The 21,011-nt window shown below is 30.3% G+C and carries 22 protein-coding genes and 1 pseudogene; 22 read left to right on the top strand and 1 reads right to left on the bottom strand.

The genetic code is table 11. The features are described 5' to 3' along the window. Positions 1 to 84 precede the first annotated feature (84 nt). The 21 genes and pseudogenes from AGR56_RS02170 (at position 85) to AGR56_RS02075 (ending at position 19,117) form a co-directional block, all read left to right on the top strand. Positions 85 to 1,326, top strand: coding sequence for a flagellar hook-length control protein FliK (locus AGR56_RS02170; protein ID WP_053240957.1), 1,242 nt, complete (start codon positions 85 to 87; stop codon positions 1,324 to 1,326). Then, the gene (locus tag AGR56_RS19975) at positions 1,286 to 1,444 is read left to right on the top strand and encodes a hypothetical protein (protein ID WP_157055641.1); all 159 of its coding nucleotides are present in this window, start codon (positions 1,286 to 1,288) and stop codon (positions 1,442 to 1,444) included. Before AGR56_RS02170 ends, AGR56_RS19975 begins: the two co-directional genes overlap by 41 nt. 11 nt (positions 1,445 to 1,455) lie before the next feature. Next, entirely contained in the window at positions 1,456 to 2,091 is a 636-nt protein-coding gene (locus AGR56_RS02165) for a flagellar hook capping FlgD N-terminal domain-containing protein (protein WP_053240956.1), read from the top strand. A gap of 27 nt (positions 2,092 to 2,118) precedes the next feature. After that, positions 2,119 to 2,511, top strand: coding sequence for a TIGR02530 family flagellar biosynthesis protein (locus AGR56_RS02160; RefSeq protein WP_053240955.1), 393 nt, complete (start codon positions 2,119 to 2,121; stop codon positions 2,509 to 2,511). Between the two features lie 108 nt (positions 2,512 to 2,619). Then, the gene (locus tag AGR56_RS02155) at positions 2,620 to 3,861 is read left to right on the top strand and encodes a flagellar hook-basal body complex protein (RefSeq protein ID WP_053240954.1); all 1,242 of its coding nucleotides are present in this window, start codon (positions 2,620 to 2,622) and stop codon (positions 3,859 to 3,861) included. A 176-nt stretch (positions 3,862 to 4,037) separates the two neighbouring features. Beyond that, entirely contained in the window at positions 4,038 to 4,232 is a 195-nt protein-coding gene (locus AGR56_RS02150) for a flagellar FlbD family protein (protein WP_053240953.1), read from the top strand. Between the two features lie 55 nt (positions 4,233 to 4,287). Further along, positions 4,288 to 4,830 (top strand): flagellar basal body-associated FliL family protein, encoded by a 543-nt coding sequence (locus AGR56_RS02145; RefSeq protein WP_053240952.1) that lies wholly within the window; start codon positions 4,288 to 4,290, stop codon positions 4,828 to 4,830. Between the two features lie 21 nt (positions 4,831 to 4,851). Beyond that, positions 4,852 to 5,154 (top strand): flagellar biosynthetic protein FliO, encoded by a 303-nt coding sequence (locus tag AGR56_RS02140; RefSeq protein ID WP_242851258.1) that lies wholly within the window; start codon positions 4,852 to 4,854, stop codon positions 5,152 to 5,154. A gap of 55 nt (positions 5,155 to 5,209) precedes the next feature. Further along, positions 5,210 to 5,989: a flagellar type III secretion system pore protein FliP gene (gene fliP, locus AGR56_RS02135; RefSeq protein ID WP_053240951.1), complete on the top strand. Its 780-nt coding sequence runs from the start codon at positions 5,210 to 5,212 to the stop codon at positions 5,987 to 5,989. A gap of 5 nt (positions 5,990 to 5,994) precedes the next feature. Next, positions 5,995 to 6,264 carry a flagellar biosynthesis protein FliQ gene (gene fliQ, locus AGR56_RS02130; protein WP_053240950.1) on the top strand — a complete coding sequence of 90 codons (270 nt, stop codon included), beginning with the start codon at positions 5,995 to 5,997 and terminating at the stop codon, positions 6,262 to 6,264. Between the two features lie 9 nt (positions 6,265 to 6,273). Further along, on the top strand, positions 6,274 to 8,106 hold the full coding sequence (locus AGR56_RS02125; protein ID WP_198149905.1) for a fused FliR family export protein/FlhB family type III secretion system protein: 1,833 nt from the start codon (positions 6,274 to 6,276) through the stop codon (positions 8,104 to 8,106). Positions 8,107 to 8,116: 10 nt separating this feature from the next. Beyond that, complete coding sequence (gene flhA / locus AGR56_RS02120) at positions 8,117 to 10,183, top strand: flagellar biosynthesis protein FlhA (protein ID WP_053240949.1); 2,067 nt, start codon at positions 8,117 to 8,119, stop codon at positions 10,181 to 10,183. Next, positions 10,180 to 11,334 (top strand): flagellar biosynthesis protein FlhF, encoded by a 1,155-nt coding sequence (gene flhF / locus AGR56_RS02115; RefSeq protein ID WP_053240948.1) that lies wholly within the window; start codon positions 10,180 to 10,182, stop codon positions 11,332 to 11,334. The genes flhA and flhF overlap by 4 nt, the downstream gene beginning before the upstream one ends. Beyond that, positions 11,331 to 12,194: a MinD/ParA family protein gene (locus tag AGR56_RS02110; RefSeq protein ID WP_053240947.1), complete on the top strand. Its 864-nt coding sequence runs from the start codon at positions 11,331 to 11,333 to the stop codon at positions 12,192 to 12,194. Before flhF ends, AGR56_RS02110 begins: the two co-directional genes overlap by 4 nt. 12 nt (positions 12,195 to 12,206) lie before the next feature. Beyond that, positions 12,207 to 12,869 carry a flagellar brake domain-containing protein gene (locus AGR56_RS02105; protein WP_053240946.1) on the top strand — a complete coding sequence of 221 codons (663 nt, stop codon included), beginning with the start codon at positions 12,207 to 12,209 and terminating at the stop codon, positions 12,867 to 12,869. 11 nt (positions 12,870 to 12,880) lie between these two features. Next, positions 12,881 to 13,606: a FliA/WhiG family RNA polymerase sigma factor gene (locus AGR56_RS02100; RefSeq protein WP_053240945.1), complete on the top strand. Its 726-nt coding sequence runs from the start codon at positions 12,881 to 12,883 to the stop codon at positions 13,604 to 13,606. A 13-nt stretch (positions 13,607 to 13,619) separates the two neighbouring features. Beyond that, positions 13,620 to 13,853 carry a hypothetical protein gene (locus AGR56_RS02095; RefSeq protein ID WP_053240944.1) on the top strand — a complete coding sequence of 78 codons (234 nt, stop codon included), beginning with the start codon at positions 13,620 to 13,622 and terminating at the stop codon, positions 13,851 to 13,853. Between the two features lie 498 nt (positions 13,854 to 14,351). After that, the gene (locus AGR56_RS02090; protein WP_053240943.1) at positions 14,352 to 16,004 is read left to right on the top strand and encodes a peptide ABC transporter substrate-binding protein; all 1,653 of its coding nucleotides are present in this window, start codon (positions 14,352 to 14,354) and stop codon (positions 16,002 to 16,004) included. A gap of 435 nt (positions 16,005 to 16,439) precedes the next feature. Next, positions 16,440 to 17,147: a flavodoxin family protein gene (locus AGR56_RS02085; RefSeq protein ID WP_053240942.1), complete on the top strand. Its 708-nt coding sequence runs from the start codon at positions 16,440 to 16,442 to the stop codon at positions 17,145 to 17,147. A gap of 92 nt (positions 17,148 to 17,239) precedes the next feature. Then, positions 17,240 to 17,904, top strand: a pseudogene (locus tag AGR56_RS02080) (NAD(P)H-dependent oxidoreductase). A 505-nt stretch (positions 17,905 to 18,409) separates the two neighbouring features. Further along, positions 18,410 to 19,117, top strand: a complete 708-nt coding sequence (locus AGR56_RS02075; protein WP_242851257.1) for a phosphatase PAP2 family protein — start codon at positions 18,410 to 18,412, stop codon at positions 19,115 to 19,117. Positions 19,118 to 19,620: 503 nt separating this feature from the next. On the opposite strand, the gene AGR56_RS02070 is transcribed toward AGR56_RS02075, so the two are convergent. After that, positions 19,621 to 19,863 carry a hypothetical protein gene (locus AGR56_RS02070; protein ID WP_053240941.1) on the bottom strand — a complete coding sequence of 81 codons (243 nt, stop codon included), beginning with the start codon at positions 19,861 to 19,863 and terminating at the stop codon, positions 19,621 to 19,623. 261 nt (positions 19,864 to 20,124) lie between these two features. On the opposite strand from AGR56_RS02070, the gene AGR56_RS02065 reads away from it, so the two are divergent. Beyond that, positions 20,125 to 21,003: a DegV family protein gene (locus AGR56_RS02065; RefSeq protein WP_053240940.1), complete on the top strand. Its 879-nt coding sequence runs from the start codon at positions 20,125 to 20,127 to the stop codon at positions 21,001 to 21,003. Positions 21,004 to 21,011: the final 8 nt, after the last annotated feature.

Below are 21,011 nucleotides of genomic sequence, written 5' to 3'. Positions count from 1 at the left end.
AATTATTAATTTAGTAAATGTAAATAATAGCAGCTCTAAAAGTTCATCTGCAAGTGATACTAAACCTAACAGTTTGATAGCTACTTGAAGAGTTATTCTATTAATAAGAATACTACAAGTGCAGACAATGATAATTCAAATGATGCTAATTTAAATAACGTCAACTCAAGTGATGCAAATTCAAGTAGCACTGAGCCAAGTGATATAAATTCAAATAAAAATGTGCAAGAAAAAAATTCAAATAAAAATGTTTCAAGTGATAAAGCTAAAAATAAAGTTAGTGATAAGAATTCTGAAGCTAAAATCGATTCTGATGTAGATAAATGTAAGGATGATACTACAGGTGAACAAACTAATGTGCAAGCTATACTTACTGCTGTACTAAATTGCTATGATGGCAATTCAATTGATTTTACTAAACTAAAGAGTCAACTTGAAAAATTAAACATTTCACAGGATTTTCAAAAGGATATACTTGATATTGCTTCTAAACTTCAAGATTTATTCAAAGGAAAAAGCAGTAGTGACTTTGTAAGTTTTTTAACTTCTAAGATAAATAACGATACAGCGTCAAATGAACATGACAAGCTTATAAACAATATAATTGACGTTTTAAAATCAAAGTTAAATAAAGATGAAGTAGTAAAAGTAGATAAAAGCAGTAATATTTCTAATTTAGTAAGCCAATCAAGCAATAAACCTATTGCAAATTCTGAAATACAACAAAAAAGTGTAGAAAAAGCTAAGATTAGTACTTCAAACGACAATATAGGAGATACTAAAAGTAATGCTGTAAATGAAAATTTTCAAGATAGTCTTGATATCGATGATGAGAGCAAGGCTTCTCAAAATTATGAAAAAAACGATGATACAAGTAAAAACGAAGATGAATTTTTAAAGAAGTTATTATCACAGGATAAAAGTGATAGTAAAATGTCAAAGATGACTACATTTATGAATCAATTTTCAACCATAAGCAATACAAGCACTCAAGCGCTAAAAGGTGAAGTTCAAGTAATAAATAAGAACAATTTTGCAGCTGATATTGTGAAGTCAGTAACATATATGCAAAATAACAACATTAAAGAACTTACAGTAAAAATAAATCCTAAAGAACTTGGGGAAGTTGTAATAAGACTTTCAATGGAAAATAACATTATGAAAGCAAGTATTTCCGCTGAGAATAAGGAAACTTATGCTCTTTTAAATTCAAGTCTTGGAGATATAAATAATAGTTTAAACAATCAAAATATAAAAATTCAAGCGTTTTCTGTAAATATATACGATGATACTACTTATTTGGGGGGGCAGCAGCGAAAAAAATAATGAAAATGATGCAAGAGAACAAAATAAGGGCAATAGCAATAAGGAGAATGTGGCTGAAATTAAAAATGAATCTAACAACATAGATTTGAATGAAGGAAAAGTAAATATATTAGCTTAAGAGGTGAAAATATGTCAAATTCATTTAATGATTTGAATACTATTGATACTAGTAAAATAGCTTCAGGCAGTAGTAGCAGTACTAGAAAAACGTCTAATACTTTAGATCAAGATGCTTTTGTAAGAATACTTACAGCTGAGATGGCAAATCAAAGTCCTGATAACAGCCAGGATGCAACACAATTTGTAGCTCAGATGGCTCAATTTTCAAGTGTGGAGCAGATGCTTAATTTAAATAGAACAATGACATTTAATGGAGCATCATCTCTTATAGGAAAAGTGGTAACCATGAAATCAGCAGATAGTGATGGAAATCCTTATAGAGGTATTGTTGAAAAAGTCACAAGAAATGGTGACAGTATGAAGGTTTATGTAGATTTGCTTGACCAAAATGGCAATCAAATCTATCAAGAAAAGCTTGATGATAAAGGAAATCCTGTAATTAAAGATGGAAAACCTGTATATCTTACTGAAAAAAAAGAGAAGGTTGATTCAGATGGAAAAGTAGTTACAGATCCAACAACTGGACAGCCTGTATATGAAGATGTTCCAATTAATAAGGTTATGACATTTGATTATTCAGATGTAGATAGTGCAAGTGGTATAGCTGTTAACATTGTAGATACAGGTGAAATTCAAAAAAGCTAATTTTAAGATATTGATAGGTGATAACTTATGGTATATAGAGTTGTTAATGGAAAATTAATTAATGTAGAGAGTATTTCTAATAGCTCTAATAATTTCACAAAATATAATTCTAAAAAATCAGATACAACATTTGAAAAGATATTAGATGACAATTTAGGTAAAAATGCAGGATTTAGCATTTCTAATCATGCTGCTGCAAGAATTAAATCAAGAAATATTGAATTTAATGAAGTTGATATGAAAAAAATAAATAAAGGAATAAATGACGCAGATGAAAAAGGTGCTAAAGATTGCCTTATATTGTATAAGGATGTTGCACTTATAGCAAGTATAAAAAATAGAACAATAATAACTGCTGTTGATAAAAATAGCAGAACAGGAAATGTATTTACAAATATAGATAGTGTAGTTTTATTGTAAGCTGGACCTAAATAAAACCATAGAAATATGAGTTTAAATGAGGAAGCTTAAACTGTGGAATGACGGAAGCAGGAGGTAAACTACAAAAATAATTTTGGAGGTAGTTTTATGTTAGGATTATTTAGTGCTGGTATCAGTGGAATGAGCACAAGTCAAGATAAATTAAATGTAACTGGTAGTAATATTGCAAATTCAAGTACAACTGCTTATAAATCTCAATCTGTTAATTATTCGGATACCTTTAGTGAAACTATTAGTGATGCTACATCAGCAACTAGAAATTCAGGAGGTACAAATGCGAAGCAGGTTACACTTGGTACTCAGGTCTCAAGCATTTCTACTGATATTTCAAAAGGATCATTAAATCCAACAGGTAGAAATCTTGATGCTGCTATTACTGGTGAAGGTTCGTACTTTATGGTTGCAAATGGTCAGACTATGTTTAATGAGGATGACTGCATTAAGGTTGACACGAATAATCATTCTATAACCACAGTGCCAACTGGAACAGCTGTTTCATATACAAGGGATGGTAGTTTTCAACTCGATGATCAAGGCAACCTTCTTACATCTGATGGACATAGAGTTCTTGGATATTCAATGATTGGAAGAAATGAAATTGGTTCGGGTTATTACGCAGATGTAGTTAGTATATCAAAGAATCAAGGCGAAAGTACTGGAAATGTTTCGACAGATTCTTCAGTTATTACAGCAGATGGTGTAACTACTTTAGATGGTGCAAATTCAGTAGTTATTTCTAGAGCATCTGCAGTTACTACAAATGGAGAATCTTCATATATTGCGGCTGGAGATGTTGCTTTTGTAGATACAGAAGATCCTGATTTGAGAGCAGATGGCAGCAATCTTCATACTTTAAGAGTACCAGATTCAGTTAAGAAAATTTATCATGATGCCAATGGTACACATGTTAAGAGTGTAAAGGTAAAGAGCTTTTCTATAGGACAAGATGGAATAATAACAGCAGTATTGGATGATAATACTACTGCAGCTCTTGGACAGATTGCTATGGCTACATTTAAGAATCCTGAGGGACTTACTAAGGATGGTTCAAATTTGCTTAGCGTTTCTCCAAATTCAGGAGCGGCAATTTTAAGGTCTGGTGCGGCAAATGATATTAAAGGGCAAGATGCATATAATAAGTCTATAGCAGCGCACGATAATTCGTCAGGCTATCCTACTATACAAGGAGGAGCTCTTGAAGAGTCAAATGTTGATCTTGCAAAAGAATTTACTAATATGATAGTTGCATCAAGAGCATTTCAAGCTAATGGAAAAAGTATAAGTACTGGTGATGAAATTTTGCAGAGTTTGGTTAATCTCGTAAAATAATTGATACAATTTCTGGTTTTCAATGTATATAGATAAACTGCTTCAACTATTGAAATTTATGTGCACCAAAATGCCCAGAAGACGGCATTTTGGTACAAATAAATTTTAAGTTTCAAGGTGGTTTATCTTTAGAAATATACATTGAAAACTATAAAATTTATTAAAGGAGTGAGGCTATGATAAAACTTAGGGGGATGAATGGAAAAGACTTTGTACTCAATGATAGTCAAATAGAGAAAATTGAAGAAGTACCAGAAACAGTAATTACACTTGTAAATGGAAATAAGTACATTGTTGAAGAAACTGTAGATGAGGTTATAGATAAGGTGATAATGTTTAAAAAACAAATATTTAAAGGGACCTTTAAATAGGGACCTTTATTTATACATATATTGTTATTTATGATATAAAGGGGATGAATTAAGAATGGCTGACGATAAAAAGAACGATGAGGCTAAAAAAAATGGGAAGGGTTCAAAAATCATAATTATATTCTTAATTGCTGTAATAATAGTATTATTAGTATTTGGAATATTGTACTTTTTTGTATTTTCAAAAAAAGGTGGAAGTACTACTAATAATACAAATGTAGATACAAATCAAGTACAACAAACCAGTTCTGGAAGTATTACTACAGTAGATGTAGATGAACAAACTTATAGTTTTGATGATATTACAACTAATTTATCAGATAAAGATACTGAAAAATTTATAAAGGTTAGTGTTGCATTAGGATATGATGGTAATGTTAATAAAAAATTAAAGTCTGAATTGGAAGATAAAAATGCCGTAAAAACGCCAATACTGCAGGCTGAAATAGTAGGAGTTTTAAGAAGTAAAGCTGCAGCAGATTTTGCTGATCAAAAAAAGGTAGAAGAAATAAAAAAAGAAATTCTTGATAAAGTTAATATGCATTTAAAAAATGGGAAGATTTCAAATATATATTTTAGTAATTTAGTTATTCAATAAATACTATTAGGATGGTGTTGTATGATAGATACAGCAGGGATGATAATAAAATTTATAATATTTTTTCCCATGATTATACTGTTAATTTATGTTTCACTAAAATATGGGGGCAGTAAATTTCAGGGTATGCAAAATGAAAAATATATTAAAGTACTAGAAAAGACGTCTCTTTCAAAGGATACAAGTCTTTTGGTTATTAAAATTGGCTCAAAGGGATATATTATGTCTAGTACTACTTCTAAAACAGAAATTTTAATGGAGATTGATGGTGAAGAATTAAGCGCCATTGAAAAAGTGAAAAAATACCACAGTATAAAAGTTTAGATGAGTTTTTTAAAGATATTAAGAATAAGCTTGGGATGAAAAAGGAAGATTAGCTATGAAAAAGAAAAAAATGATAGTTTTAATGGTGTTTTTTATATGCGCTTTTTATTTTGGAAATAAAATTTATGCAGCGCCAACAACTTCGCAAACTTTAAATGTGCCTAAAGTAGGTATTTCTATCGATAATAGTTCCAGTAATCCAAGTGATCTAGTTGATGATATAAAACTTCTTCTAGTACTTACAGTTTTAACTTTGCTGCCGTCTATAATTGTAATGATGACAAGTTTTACTAGAATAATAGTTGTTTTTGGATTCTTGAGAAATGCTATGGGTACACAGCAATCTCCACCTAATCAAGTGCTTGTAGGGTTGGCTTTATTTCTTACTATGTTTATAATGATGCCAACGTATAATACTATGAATAAAGATGCTATACAACCATATTTAAATAAACAAATAACACAACAAGAGGCGTATACGAGAATTAAAAAACCATTAAGGCAGTTTATGCTTAAAAATACTTATAAGAAAGATTCAAATTTATTTATTGAATTGGACAAGTCTAAAGGTAAATACACTGCAGTAAATATGCCTATGCATATAGTTATTCCAGCTTTTATTATAAGTGAGCTTAAGACTGCATTTACAATTGGATTTTTACTGTATATACCTTTTCTTATAATAGACCTTGTAGTAGCAAGTATCCTTATGTCAATGGGAATGATGATGCTTCCACCAGCTATGGTATCAATGCCATTTAAACTCCTTTTGTTTGTAATGGTAGATGGATGGTATATGGTAGTTAAGTCACTTGTACTGAGTTTTGCGAGGTGATATAGATGACGGAAAATATGATAATAACAGTAATGAAGGATGCGGTATCAACAGGGCTTATGATTTGTGCACCAGCACTTATAGTATCAGTAGTAGTAGGCCTTATAATAAGTATATTTCAAGCAACAACTCAAATTCAAGAACAAACTCTTACATTTTTACCTAAGCTTTTGGCTATAGTCTTAGTTGGATTTATGACTGGAAGTTGGATGCTTCACATGATGACGGGATTTATGAGCAGAATATTTGATATGATTTCAAATATAACAAGTTAGGTGTGATAAATGGTGGATATTACTTATTTAACATCATTGTTTCTTATATTTTTAAGAATACTATCGTTTTTTATTGCACTTGAAGTTATATTTCCTAAAAGTTTTCCTAATATAGCAAAAATAATGATTTCATTGGCGATTTCCTTTTGTGTTATTCCATACATAAATTTATCAAATGCTACGGCCCTTAATAATGGTATTTTATATGTTTGGCAATGTGTATGTGAGGTTATGACAGGACTTATACTTGGTTTTTTTGCAAATTTAACCTTTATAGGTGCAAGAATTGGAGGACAGCTTCTTGATTTTCAGATAGGATTCTCAATGATGTCATCTTATGATCCTACAACGCAAACTAATGCTTCATTATTTGAGAGACTTTTTTATATGTTTTCAATTGTTTTTTATTTTACCATTGATGGACATATTATGCTCATAAAAGAATTAGTTAATAGTTTTGCTGCTGTTAAGCTTGGAACTTTTGTAGTAAATTCTCAAAGTGTCATGACTTCCTTTAATGTTTTTACACAATTTTTTGTTATAGGTTTAAAAATAGCACTACCGGTTATACTTGTCCTTTTAATTACAGATTTAGTTTTAGGACTTATGTCTAGAACTGTTCCGCAGTTAAATGTAATGATTTTAGGAGTTCCTATAAAAATATTGCTTGGATTAGTATGTGTTATGCTTACATTGCCAGTTATAATAAAATTTATGGTTTCATCCTTTAATTCGTTACCTGATATTTATAAAGGATTTTATAAGCTTATTCCAGCTGCAATTATATTTGCAGATTCGGATAAAACAGAGCAAGCTACTCCTAGAAAACTTGGAAAAGCAAAAGAAAAAGGTCAAGTACCTAGAAGTAAAGAGGTACCGCTTGCAATTACACTTATAACCATTACAATTATATTGTCAGTATTTGGTGATACCTTATTTGGATATCTTAAGGATATAATGTATGAATTTTTACAAAATTATTTAAAGCCTAATTTAACTGAGGTTGGTTTGAAAAATGTATTTGCATTTTCAATAATAAACTTTTTTAAAGTGATTTTAATTTTTATTTTACCAATAATGATTTTAGGTGTTGCTGGAAATATAATTCAAGTAGGTTTTATGCATACAATGGAACCTTTGAAGCCTAAGTTTGAAAAAATAAATCCAGCCGCAGGATTTAAAAGAATGTTTTCTATGAGAACATTAGTTGAGCTTATTAAAGATATGTTCGTGGTTTTTATAGTTGGAATTGTTGGATATCAATTTTTGATGAGTAATTATGGAGATATTGTACAGCTTAATAATTTAGTTGTAAATTATATTCCTCATGCTTATCTATCATATGTAGTTGATATATTTAAGCGCATAAGTTTAGTAATGCTTACAATTGCTATAGTTGATTTTGCGTATCAAAAACGTCAATTTAAAAATGATATGAAAATGACTAAGCAGGAAATAAAAGATGAATTTAAGCAGGATGAAGGAGATCCAGAAGTTAAGGGTAAAAGAAAACAGAGAATGAAAGAGATTATTTCTAGAACTATGATGAACAAGGTACCTGATGCTACTGTTGTAATTACAAATCCTACTCACGTTGCTGTAGCTCTTAAATACGAGAAAGGTGTGGATAAGGCACCTATGGTTGTTGCTAAAGGTGTAGATAGAACTGCACTTAAGATAAAAGAAATTGCAAGTGAAAACAATGTTCCAATTATAGAAAATAAACCTCTTGCTAGACTTATATTTTCAAAAGTTGATATAGATGAGGCAATACCAGTCGATATATATCAAGCTGTTGCCGAAATTCTTGCTTTTGTATATAAATTAAAAAAGAAAAGATAGGAGGATAATGTTGGAAGAAGGTAGAAAGTTAAATATAAAAGATAATATTGATATTATAGTATCTTTGGCTATTGTAGGAATAGTGTTAATGTTAATTATTCCTATGCCAGCAGCTTTATTAGATGTTTTTATTGCGATAAATATATCAGCCTCTGTTATAATAATACTTGTTTCGATGTTTACAACTGAAGTGCTTCAGTTTTCAGTGTTTCCAACATTGCTACTTATTACTACCCTTTTTAGAATCGCACTTAATATGTCATCGACAAGACTTATACTTACTGATGGATATGCGGGTGATATAATAAACACCTTCGGTAGTTTAGTTATAGGAGGAAATTATGTTGTTGGTATAGTAATATTCCTTATAATAATAGTAGTTCAATTTATTGTAATAACTAATGGTTCTGGAAGAGTTGCAGAAGTAGCTGCAAGATTTACATTGGATGCTATGCCTGGAAAGCAGATGACTATAGATGCTGATTTAAATTCAGGACTAATAACTGAGGAAGAAGCTAAGAAGAAAAGAAGGGATTTGCAACTTGAGGCGGATTTTTTTGGATCTATGGATGGTGCGTCTAAGTTTGTAAAAGGTGATGCGATTGCGTCAATTGTAATAGTTGCAATCAATAGTTTAGGAGGCATAATAATTGGGGTACTTATGAGAAATCTACCAATAGCTCAAGCAGCACAGGATTATATAAAGCTTACTATTGGAGATGGTCTTGTAAGCCAGATCCCAGCGTTACTTATTTCAATATCAACTGGTATAATTGTTACTAAATCTAAAAATGGTGAAAACCTTGGAAATAACCTTATTAGCCAATTAACTGCTTTTCCTAAAGTGCTTGGGATGGCATCAGCTGTTTTACTTGTAATGGCAATGATACCTGGCTTTCCACATGCTGTATTTATTATTTTGGCTGCTGCAGTGGGGGTATCTGCATTTATTTTGTATAAAGATGATTTAGGTAAGCAAATGGCTGCTATTGAAAGCGAAACTAAAAAGAACATTGAAACCCAAAGTAAGGAACCTGAAAATGTAATGAAGCTTATTTCAGTTGAACCTATGGATGTAGAAATAGGTTATGGACTAATACCACTTGCAGATGAAAGTTCAGGAGGTGATCTATTTCAAAGAATTGCGTCTGTTAGAAGGCAATGTGCAATTGAAATGGGTATTGTTGTTCAGCCAATAAGAATAAGAGATAATTTGCAGCTTAATACAAATGAATATATATTTAAAATAAGAGGTACGGTTGTAGCAAAGGGAGAGTTAATGCCTAACATGCTTCTTTGTATGGATCCAACAGGTGAAAATTCCGATATACCTGGAATAAAAACTACAGAGCCAACTTTTGGACTTCCAGCTATATGGATTAATAAGGATCAAAGAGAAGAGGCTGAAATAAAAGGACTTACAGTTGTTGATCCTGTAACTGTTATGATTACTCATCTTACAGAAACAGTAAAAGCACATTCATATGAACTTCTTGGAAGACAGGAAGTAAAGGATATAGTAGATTCTATGAAAGAAAAGTATTCAGCTGTTGTGGAGGAGCTTATACCTGATCTTATGACTATAGGTGAACTTCAAAAAGTTCTTCAAAATTTACTTAAGGAAAAAGTGCCAATTAAAGATATGGTTACCATAATGGAAAACCTTGCGGATAATTCTAGAACAACCAAAGATACAGAAGTTTTGACAGAGTATGTGAGAATGGCACTTGGAAGAACAATCTGCAATGGAATAATTGATGATAGTAACAGTGTAACAGTTGTAACTTTATCACCAGATATAGAAAATCTTATTGCTAATAATATTCAGAAATCAGTTAAAGGATCTTTCCCAGCTATTGATCCTGATAGCACAACCAAGATTCTTAGGTCGGTTAAAGATACTATCGATTCAGTTAATTTCAATGATGGGCAGCCAGTTATTTTAGTATCTCCTAAAATAAGACCTGCTTTTAGAAAACTTACAGAAATGGTATTCCCAAATGTAAGCATTATATCGTTAAATGAGATTCCAAATGAAATTGAAATAAAGACTGAGGGAGTTGTAAGGTTACAATGATAATAAAGAAATATATAGTTAACGATATGAATGAAGCTTTAAATAAGATAAAGTTAGATCTTGGATCCAATGCTGTAATAATAAGCAGTAGGAAAATAAAAAAAGGTGGAATTTTTGGTTTTTTTTCTAAAAAGCTTATAGAAGTTACAGCTGGTGTTGATAAGTCTCAAAAATATGATGATTATGAAAGTAATATAGAGTCTTCTAGTATGGAAGAGAGTATAAAAGCATTAAAAAAAGCTATGGAGAAGCATTCAAGTAAAGCTTTATTATCAGAGAATAACTATGTAAGAAAAAGTCCAGAAGTCCCGAGTATACAAAAAAATAGTGAAAAAGAAATTTTAAAAGAAATGAAGGAAATGAAAGAGCTTATTAGCAGTCTTTCAAATGAAAAATCTCACGGTGATTCTTTAACTGATAAAATCAAAAATGAATTTAGAGCCATGGATATAAATGATAGGTGTATAGAAAAAATGTTATCAGATTTAAATGGTGAATATGACGAAGATAGTATTAAAAAGACTATAAAAAATAATATTAGTATATGTGATATTGAGGAGAATGGTATCATTGCACTTGTAGGACCAACAGGTGTTGGAAAGACCACGACTATAGCAAAGCTTGCAGGAAGATTTGCACTTATAGAAAAGAAAAAAGTTGGACTTATAACTGTAGATACTTATAGGATAGGAGCCGTTGAACAGCTTAAGACATATGCTGATATTATGGGAATACCATTTAGAGTTGTAATTACACTTAAGGAAATGGACGAAGCCATAAAGAGTATGAGTTATTGTGATGTGATACTTGTTGATACTACAGGAAGAAGTAGTAAAAATGAAATGCAAATATCAGAGCTTAGAGCTTTTGTAGAAAAGACAGGGACTCAAAATATAAGCCTTGTAATTAGCTGTACTACTAAAGATAAAGATATTGAAGCTATTGTTAAGGGGTATAGAAAATTAAACTATAAAAATGTAATTATAACAAAGTTAGATGAAACTACAACTTATGGTTCGATTATAAATATAATAAATTATGCAGGTAAACCTGTTAGTTACTTTACAATTGGTCAAAATGTGCCTGATGATATAAAAAAGTTATCAATAGAAAAACTTAGTAGTATTATATTGGGAGAGGATAGTATATGATGGATCAGGCACAAAAGCTTAGATTTATGGCTATGGAAAAAGAAGAAAATATAAATTATAATAAACCTAAGGTTATTACTGTTACATCTGGAAAAGGTGGAGTAGGCAAAAGCAATATGGTGGTGAATTTATCTATAGCACTTCAAAAAATGGGAAAAAAGGTACTAATTTTTGATGCAGATATTGGTATGGGTAATGATGATGTTCTTATGGGGTTCTTACCAAAATATAATATATTTGATATAATATATAATGATAAGACTGTTGAGGAAGTTATAGCAGAAGGTCCATTTGGTGTAAAGCTTTTACCGGGTGGCACTGGGATTACAAAATTAAGCGAATTATCTAAATTTCAAATAGATAATTTCCTTAAAAAAATTTCAAGTTTAAATGATTTGGACTATATAATAATGGATACAGGAGCAGGAGTTAATAGAAGTATACTTGGTTTTATTGCATGCTCAGATGACCTTGTTATAGTTACAACACCAGAACCAACTTCATTGACAGATGCTTATAGTTTATTCAAAGCTGTGGTACATTTTAATATAAAGACAAGTGCTAAAATAATAGTAAACAGGGTATTAAATCATAAGGAAGGAATTGATACATTTAACAAATTTCAGAAGGTTGTAAGGAAATTTATCAAGGTGGACATCGAATTTTTAGGAAGTGTTTATGAGGATAGTAATTTGGTGTTAGCTGTTAGAAACCAAGAACCTTTTGTTATTGGAAAACCAAACTGTAATGCGACTAAAGATATTGAGAATATAGCAAAAAAAATAATAGGAAATACTTATGGAAAATCAGGTAAGGGAATTGAGGGGTTGTTTAAAAAGTTTTTCAGCATTTTTTCATAAGGAGTTGTGTTTATGTCTAATTCATCTATTAATATTAATGACAAATGTGAAATTATATGGGAAAAGGATGTTTACAAAAGTAATGTACAGGATATAACGGATAAGTATATAGCTATAAGTTTACCTGTAGCTAGTGGCAGTTATGCAAGTCTTATAACCGGGGATAATGTTGAGGTTATTTATAGTGATGACAAAAATATTTATTCTTTTTATTCAGTAGTAATTGGAAGAAAAAAAGATAAGATACCATTGATATTAATATCTGTACCTACTGAGGACAAAATAAGAAAAATACAAAGAAGAAAGAATTTTAGAGTTGAAATTGTAAAGGAAGTAAAGTACAAAGTCATAGGCAAGGAAAAGATCACCAAGGCATTATTGAATCACTCTTTGAAGCATCTTGAAGAATTTTCAGAAGGGACAATGCTTGATTTAAGTGGCGGCGGTGCAAGAATTACAATTAATGAAAAACTTGATAAAAATGACATTATTATTATTTACTTACAACTTCATGATAAGAATATACTTGTTCCTTGTACATGTGTAAGGTGCATTAAAAATCAAAGTGGAACCTATGTATGTGGCTTTAAATTTCATGAAATTGATGGCAGTCAGAGAGAAAATGTAATCTTGTATACTTTCGATATTATGAGGGAACACATGAAAAAAAGGTAGGGGGGACTTATATGGCAATAATCGGTGTTTTAGATGGTAGAGAGGAAATGATTAAGAAGTATATACCGTTAGTCAAATATATAGCATCTAGAGTAATAGTTGGAAAGAGTAAATATATTGATTACGAGGATTTAGTTGGGTATGGTATGATAGGGCTTATAGATGCACTTAATAAGTTTGATGAAAGTAAAGGTATGAAATTTTCAACCTATGCGTCTATAAGAATAAAAGGAGCAATGATTGATGAACTAAGGAAAAATAGTCCTATTTCTAAAGGAGCTATGGACAAGTTAAATAAATATAATTTTATAGTTGAAAAACTTCAAAAAGAACTTTTAAGAGAACCTACATATTTTGAGATAGCATCTGGTTTAGGTGTTGAGGTAAAGGATGTTATTGAGGTTGAAAGTTACATAAACTACATATCTGTAATGTCACTTGAGGATTTAATATTTTCAGAAGATGATGATATGCCGCTCATAGGAACTATTGAGGACAAAAAGAGTCCAAGCCCTGAAAGGTCTCTTGAAGAAAAGGAAGAAATAGAGTATCTTACAAAAGCCCTTGATTTAATTAATGAAAAGGATAAGACGGTGTTATCATTATATTATTATGATGGACTTACATTAAAGCAAATAGGAAGTATTCTTGGAGTTTCAGAATCAAGAGTATGTCAGCTGCATACTAGAGCAATAATGCATCTTAGAAAGCAACTCAAAGTACTGAAATATGAATAATTGAGGTGACTTAATGTCTATAGTTATTTTGCTTGCAATTGGATTAATTTTAATATTTATAAATATTAGAGTTATAAAAAGAGATAATAAAGATTTATTTGAGGAAAAATTAGACAGAATATCTCCTAATTCAGAAGATTATAATTTTGAAATTGGTGAATTAAGGAAGGAATTTGGAGAAACAATATTTGAATTACAGAAAGAAATAGAAAGCTTAAAGGAAGAAATTGAGTCAATAAAAAGTTAAATTTAAAAACTAAGGAAAAAATTTTACTGACGATAATATAAATAAAAGTAACCATGAAATACATAAAAAATAGATGTTGTGGTAGACAATAATATCACAGATTTATGGAAAAATTCAATCTCAACATAGCTCAAATCAAATCTATTGCTTATGGTAAAAATTACTATTACTAATTTTTACTTTTCAACTTGTTTATCTATATGGACGAACAACTTGAAACATAGAAATTATAAGCACCAAATTTATCCTATTAAATTAGAATTTGTAACAGAGTAGAGAGTAGAGAGTAGAGAGTAGAGTGAAGGATGATTTTTTTCACTAACACTCTACTCTGAGTTGTTTATCCATAGTACATATTATAAGAAATGTATAAATTGAGGTTAGAGTTGTTAACACTATAGATGAAACTCAAACTATTTATGTTTCCAGATTTCAGTTTTTAAGTGATTACGTACATAGTAAGTTTCAATATATTAAAAAATATAAGGGGGCAATTAAATGTTGAAAAGTAAAAAATCAAGAATTATAGCTATTGCCATGTCTACTTTATTAGTATCTTCACTATTAGCTGGATGTGGAAATGCAAGTAAATCAAACACAAAAAGTGCAGAACAAATCATAAGGTATAATTTAGGTGCAAATCCTAAAACAATAGATCCAGGATTAAATAGTTCTGTTGAAGGAGGAACTGTAATAGCCAATGCTTTTGAAGGTCTTACAGATGTTGATGCAAATAATAAAGCATATCCAGGAGTAGCAAAAAGTTGGGATATATCATCAGATGGAAAACACTATGTATTTCACTTGAGAAAAGATGCAAAGTGGTCAGATGGTAAAGCTGTAACTGCAAAGGATTTTGAGTATGCATGGAAGAGAGCATTAGCGCCAGAAACAGCATCTGATTATGCATATCAACTTTATTATTTAAAAAATGGTGAGGCATATAATGGAGGTAAGGTTTCAGCTGATCAAGTTGGAGTAAAAGCAACAGATGATTATACTCTTGATGTTCAGCTTGAAAGTTCAACACCATATTTCTTATCATTATTGGCTTTCCAAACTTATATGCCAGTAAGAAAAGATGTTGTAACTGCACATCCAAAGGATTGGGCATTAAATGGTTCAACATATGTTTCTAATGGCGCTTTTAAGATGAAGAATTGGAAACAAAAAGATAAATTAGAATTTGTAAAAAATCCATATTATTGGAATAAATCTCAAATTAAACTTGATAAGTTAACTTATACAGTTTTAGATGATGCGACAAGTTATATGTCGGCATATCAATCAGGGCAAATTGATATAATTGATACACCACCAACAGAACAAACTCCTTCACTTTTGAAGCAGGGAAAAGCAAAAACTTATGTTAATATAGGAACTTACTATTATAGTTTTAACTTAGATCCAAAAGCTAAACTTGATCCAGCAGTTGCTAAAGCAATGAATGATGCTAAAGTTAGAAAGGCAATTTCACTAGCAATTGATAGAGAAGCTTTAGTTAAGAGTGTAACAAAATCAGGTCAATATCCATCAACAAGCTTTGTGCCTAGAGGTATGGTTGAAAGCAATGGAAAAGATTTTAAACAAAAAGATTATTACTCAACAAAAGCAGATACAACACAGGCTAAGAAGTTATTATCAGAAGCTGGTTACACAGATGGTAAAGGGTTCCCTACTATTGAGTTAACATATAATACTGGTGATCTTCATAAAAGTATTGCTGAGGCAATTCAAGATATGCTTAAGAAAAATTTAAATATCAATATCACTCTTAGAGCTGTTGAAAGAAAAGTTCAACTCGATGAAACAACTAAACACACATATACTGGTATGGCGAGAAATGGTTGGAGTGCAGATTATGCTGATCCAATGACTTTCTTGGATATGTGGGTAACTAGTAGTGGAAACAATGTTACAGGCTACAGCAACCCAGCATACGATAAACTCATAGCAAAAGCTAAAGCTGAAACAGATACTACGAAGAGATTTGATGAAATGCATCAGGCAGAAGATATTCTAATGAATGACATGCCAGTTGTACCTTTATATGAATATAATGTTGTTTCTTGTATCAAGAGTTATGTAAAAGGCACATACAGAACTCCAATGGATGTTCTATACTTCACAAAAGCTTATGTACAAAAGTAAACATATGGAGGTTTGGGCGAAGCCCATATGATTCATGAACAATAAATTAGCTCTCATAATAATATGGAGGTTTGGGCGAAGCCCATATGATTCATGAACAATAAATTAGTTCTCATAATAATATGGAGGTTTGGGCGAAGCCCATATGATTCATGAACAATAAATTAGCTCTCATAATAATATGGAGGTTTGGGCGAAGCCCATATGATTCATGAACAATAAATTAGCTCTCATAATAATATGGAGCTTAGAATTCAATAATTAAATGTTATATATCCCTTATAATTACAAAAATAGCTGCTTTATATTTGAAGCAGCTATTTTTATATCAACATTTTCTAAATGCAGCCTAAGAAATAGATTGAAATTAAAGGTAATAATTTTATCAAAGTAAGAATAATATTAAGATTGATTTAAGTAAAAAGAGTATAGAGTATGAGAGTAACTGTCATTTATGGTACTATGCACAAAGGAAGTACTTATAATTGTGTAAAAGTTTTGCTTGAAAGCTTGAAAAGTGAAGATATTAATATAACAGAATTCTTTCTGCCAAAGGACATGCCTCATTTTTGTAATAGTTGTTTTTCTTGTTTCTTAAATGGTGAAGAGACTTGCCAGCATTATAAGGAAATGCATCCAATTACAGAATTTCTAGATAAATCAGATTTAATTATATTGGCATCCCCAGTTTATGTGTGTAATATGAGTGGGCAAATGAAAGCATTTTTAGATCATTTAGCATACAGATGGATACCTCATAGGCTTAATCAACAAATGTTTCATAAGGTAGCAGTGGTTGTAGCTACAGCGGCAAGGGCTGGCACGAGAGATACAAATAAAGCTATGAAAAAAAATTTAGTTTATATGGGAATTAATAAAGTATATTCCTATGGAGTTAATGTTGGAGCTATGGGTTGGGAAGATGTTAAGTTAGAGAAAAAAAGGAAAATTAAAAGTCAATTGCGTAAAATTGGAGTAAAAGTTACCAAGATGGTTACGGCGTCAAGTAAAAGAAATCCAAGTTTTTTTACAAAAATGATTTTTTATTTAATGAGAGTCTCTCAAAGAAATAATACCTGGAATAAAACGGATTATAGTTATTGGAAAAATAATGGTTGGCTTGATGGCAAAAAGCCATGTTAATTAATTCTTTTACAAATTAATTAACCTATGAGGATGAAGAGAGAATAATTTTAAATTTATAAGAAAAAATATCTCATATGGAGGTGTTTTTAATGAAAAAATTATTATATATACCTGTAAATACAAAACCAGAAGAAATGTCAACAAGTAAATTTGTAGGAAGGCAATTTATAAAAACATTTATTAGAAAGTATCCAGAATATGAGGTCGAAGAACTGGATATATGTAATGAATACATACCAGAACTTAATTATAGGTATTTAAAAAAAGAGGTGAAATTGTTTCTGGAAGTGATTATGATGCTCTTTCAGAGGAGGATAAGAAAGCTGTAGACAGGATAAATCAACTTTGCAATCAATTTATAAGCGCCGATGTGTATATTATTGCTGCACCTATGTGGAGTTCTCTTTTTCCAGCAAGATTAAAAATGTATATTGATTGCATAATGCAAGATAATAAAGTAATTAAGGTTACTTCAGAAGAAGTTAAGGGCTTGTTAGACGATAAAGAAAGAAAAATGCTTTATATTCAGTCTTCAGGTGGAGTATATCCTAGAATAATGTCATGGAAAATAGATCACGGAGTTAATTACCTTCATGATATTTTTAAATTTATAGGCATAGATAAATTTGAAAAACTTTTAGTGGAAGGTGTTGATATGCCATCCGTTGGAAAGAGTGAGGCAGTAGATAGGGCGTTTAAGGAAATTGACAAGATGGTAGATAAAATGGCAATAAGAGAAATGGCTACAAGATAAACGTATATTATAGATGAGTAACTTGGAGCTTTAAAATAATAAATTCCAAGTTTATCCTAACAAATCAAAATTTGTAACAGAGAACAGAGTACGGAGTACAGTGAAGGATGATTTTTCTCTGCTAACGCTGCGAAAAATCTGAAAACTTAATGCTCGCGCATGGCGTAAAACATAATGTTCAGCGCAGCTGACACTATTAAGTTTTAAGGTTTACCTAAGTGAAACGAAAGGTAAATCTACATTCACTCTACTCTGTACTCCCTACTTTCTACTCTGATTTACAAATTCCAGTTTAACAGGATTAATTTGGTATTAGTTATTTTAACCTTTCAAGTTGTCTATCTATAAATATTAACCATAAAGTATTATAATAATATTGATTCTAAAATTAGGAGGATTAATATTTGATAGCAAACATTTTAACAGCGAATTTTAATATAATAATAATAAAATTTTTACAGCAGTTTCTAATCCATTTTTAGACAAACTTGCAGAACTAATAACAATGACAGGAGAGCAATATTTTTCTATCGGAGCAATATTAATTATTTACTTATGCATTAATAAAAATTTAGGATACAAACTTGGTTTTGCAAGTCTTTTTAGTAATTCAATTAATGGGCTTGTAAAAAATATATTTAAAGTTCCAAGACCAATAGGGACAAGCGGCATAAGATCATTGAGGCTTGAAACTGCAGGAGGATATTCATTTCCAAGTGGACATACACAGAATGCATCTGTTTTTTGGACAAATCTTATGAAAAATATACAGAAACGTTGGATTTATATTGTTGGAACTATAATGATACTCGGTGTAGCCTTATCTAGACTTTATTTAGGAGTGCATAGACCTGTTGATGTGTTTTTTGGTTTTGTAATTGGATTTTTATCCATGGCGGTAGTAAATAGAATTTTTGATTTTAAAGATGGTGCTGGAAATATTTATGGCCTATTAGTATTAGTAGTTATAGTATGCATAATTACAATAAATTACGGAAATTTAGATTTATACAAGCAGTTTGGCTCAATTACTGGATTTTTTGTAGGATATTTGATAGAAAGTAAATTTGTAAGATTTAGGGAAAAAGCATCATATATTCAGAATGTAATAAAAGTTTTTATTGCATCAATAGGAGGTTTAATTTTAGAATTAGGTTTAAAAGCAATATTACCTAATTTAAAAGTATTTGAATTTTTAGATATTTCATTATAATACTATGGGTGACAATCGGAACAACATATATCATTAAGAGATTTAAGATATATTTGTAGAAAACAAATATATTTTATAAATCTTAGTCAAAAATTTCAAAAACTTTAAGTTAAAGAAGGATAATGGGCTAAAGTCCAAACCTCGCGTATGTTTACTTTTAGCTGCTGGATTATATATAGTGAAACCAGCTCAACTACAAACTATATATGTACCATAATCCCTTAAAAATTGGTATTTTGGAACATATATAGTTTAAGTTTTGCAGTGGTTTCACTATATAAAGATAAATCACTCTGAAACTTGAAAATGTAAGCTCCAAAGTTTTACAAGTAATATTTTATATTCATTAGTGAAAAAGTTAGTCTTTTAGCGAACAAGACGAGTTAAAACCTTTCACTTATTTTTCTTCACAATATTTATATTTAGTGCAACGGCTCCTTTTAAGGGAAGATAAAAGATACTCAAAATAGCACTAAATAGTTTTTTATTTTGGTACAGTACGCTTAATTTAAAGAATTATTTTTAGATTTATCGTATTTATCAATTAAAAAAGGAGCAGGAAACTCGAAAGTTTTTTTATGACCACAATTTGAACATTCACATTCACAAATATCATAAGGCTCATTATCTATAAAAGCTATACCTTGTCCAACAGCTCTATATTCACCACCACAAACTTCACAATTTGTAGTATTTATTATTAAATATTCACTTTCTATGTATTTCATCACGTCTTTTGAATTCATATTTTAGCACCCTCCAATAATTAGCACAATACTTGTCCATATTAACTAACAATAGTATAAATCAAATTTAACAAAAATGATATAAGTATTTTATGTATGTTGAAGAATATTTACCTAATACTAAGTTTACATAAAATACATTTTTATGTAATAATTTAAAAATAAAAATTCTATACGATTTAACTATATATGGCTTCTAATGTGATATAATGTGATTTATGATATTATATTGAAGTCACTTAATTTAAGGGAGAGTGTTTTATGGAAACAGTACTTTTGGTTGATTCAAGTTGTGATTTGCCTTTAGAGTTCATTGAAAAAAGCGAGGTTGAAGCTATTGGGCTCATGTGTCATTTTAAAGGTAATGAATATGAAGATGACTTTGGAAAAACACTTAAATACGAAGAATTTTATGATGCTATGAGAAAAGGTGAAAAACCTTCCACATCTCAGATAAATTCATATAGGTTTTATGAAAAGTTTAAGAAACTTGTTGAAAAAAATAAGGAAATTGTATATTTGGCATTTGATTCTACTTTGAGTGGTACATTTAATAGTGCAGAAATAGCAAGAATGCAGATTTTAGATGAATATCCTAATGCAAGTATAAAAATAATTGATACTAAATGTGCAAGTATTGGTGAAGGATTAGTAAATTATTATGCTTGGAAAGCTTTGAAGAGTGGTAAAACTGGTGCGGATATAATAAGTTGGGCAAAAGAGAATTGTAATAATATGAATCATTGGTTTGTAGTAGAGAATCTTTTCCATCTAAGAAGAGGAGGAAGGTTATCTATGTCAAAAGCTGTTGTTGGAACTTTGCTTAACATAAAACCTATAGTTTTCATAAATGAAAATGGTGAACTTATAAATACTGTTAATATTAGAGGCAGAAAGAAAGCTATTAGGTTCTTGGAAGATAAACTTAAGGAAAGAGGAAATGATTTTGAAAATATGGTGGTTGGAATAAGCCATGGAGATTGCCTTTCTGATGCAGAGTATCTAAAGGATATTATTAAAAGTGAACTTGGAATAAAAGAGGTAATTATAAATCATGTTGGTCCTGTAATTGGTTCTCATGTTGGTCCTGGAATGCTTTCACTTTGTTTTTTTTCAAATAAGGGAAGGAAAATAATATAAAAAATATA

The sequence above is a fragment of the Clostridium sp. DMHC 10 genome (genome assembly GCF_001270375.1).
GTDB classification, from domain to species: domain Bacteria; phylum Bacillota; class Clostridia; order Clostridiales; family Clostridiaceae; genus Clostridium_S; species Clostridium_S guangxiense.
The sequence above is the reverse complement of the archived record's forward strand: the minus strand, read 5'-3'. Positions and strand labels throughout refer to the sequence as shown.

Excerpts from the sequence above, each read along its gene's own strand:
- AGR56_RS19975 (WP_157055641.1), top strand. The coding sequence starts at position 1,286 with ATGATACTACTTATTTGGGGGGGCAGCAGCGAAAAAAATAATGAAAAT.
- AGR56_RS02165 (WP_053240956.1), top strand. The coding sequence starts at position 1,456 with ATGTCAAATTCATTTAATGATTTGAATACTATTGATACTAGTAAAATA.
- AGR56_RS02160 (WP_053240955.1), top strand. The coding sequence starts at position 2,119 with ATGGTATATAGAGTTGTTAATGGAAAATTAATTAATGTAGAGAGTATT.
- AGR56_RS02155 (WP_053240954.1), top strand. The coding sequence starts at position 2,620 with ATGTTAGGATTATTTAGTGCTGGTATCAGTGGAATGAGCACAAGTCAA.
- AGR56_RS02150 (WP_053240953.1), top strand. The coding sequence starts at position 4,038 with ATGATAAAACTTAGGGGGATGAATGGAAAAGACTTTGTACTCAATGAT.
- AGR56_RS02145 (WP_053240952.1), top strand. The coding sequence starts at position 4,288 with ATGGCTGACGATAAAAAGAACGATGAGGCTAAAAAAAATGGGAAGGGT.
- AGR56_RS02140 (WP_242851258.1), top strand. The coding sequence starts at position 4,852 with ATGATAGATACAGCAGGGATGATAATAAAATTTATAATATTTTTTCCC.
- fliP (WP_053240951.1), top strand. The coding sequence starts at position 5,210 with ATGAAAAAGAAAAAAATGATAGTTTTAATGGTGTTTTTTATATGCGCT.
- fliQ (WP_053240950.1), top strand. The coding sequence starts at position 5,995 with ATGACGGAAAATATGATAATAACAGTAATGAAGGATGCGGTATCAACA.
- AGR56_RS02125 (WP_198149905.1), top strand. The coding sequence starts at position 6,274 with ATGGTGGATATTACTTATTTAACATCATTGTTTCTTATATTTTTAAGA.
- flhF (WP_053240948.1), top strand. The coding sequence starts at position 10,180 with ATGATAATAAAGAAATATATAGTTAACGATATGAATGAAGCTTTAAAT.
- AGR56_RS02110 (WP_053240947.1), top strand. The coding sequence starts at position 11,331 with ATGATGGATCAGGCACAAAAGCTTAGATTTATGGCTATGGAAAAAGAA.
- AGR56_RS02105 (WP_053240946.1), top strand. The coding sequence starts at position 12,207 with ATGTCTAATTCATCTATTAATATTAATGACAAATGTGAAATTATATGG.
- AGR56_RS02100 (WP_053240945.1), top strand. The coding sequence starts at position 12,881 with ATGGCAATAATCGGTGTTTTAGATGGTAGAGAGGAAATGATTAAGAAG.
- AGR56_RS02095 (WP_053240944.1), top strand. The coding sequence starts at position 13,620 with ATGTCTATAGTTATTTTGCTTGCAATTGGATTAATTTTAATATTTATA.
- AGR56_RS02090 (WP_053240943.1), top strand. The coding sequence starts at position 14,352 with ATGTTGAAAAGTAAAAAATCAAGAATTATAGCTATTGCCATGTCTACT.
- AGR56_RS02085 (WP_053240942.1), top strand. The coding sequence starts at position 16,440 with ATGAGAGTAACTGTCATTTATGGTACTATGCACAAAGGAAGTACTTAT.
- AGR56_RS02075 (WP_242851257.1), top strand. The coding sequence starts at position 18,410 with ATGACAGGAGAGCAATATTTTTCTATCGGAGCAATATTAATTATTTAC.
- AGR56_RS02070 (WP_053240941.1), bottom strand. The coding sequence starts at position 19,863 with ATGAATTCAAAAGACGTGATGAAATACATAGAAAGTGAATATTTAATA.
- AGR56_RS02065 (WP_053240940.1), top strand. The coding sequence starts at position 20,125 with ATGGAAACAGTACTTTTGGTTGATTCAAGTTGTGATTTGCCTTTAGAG.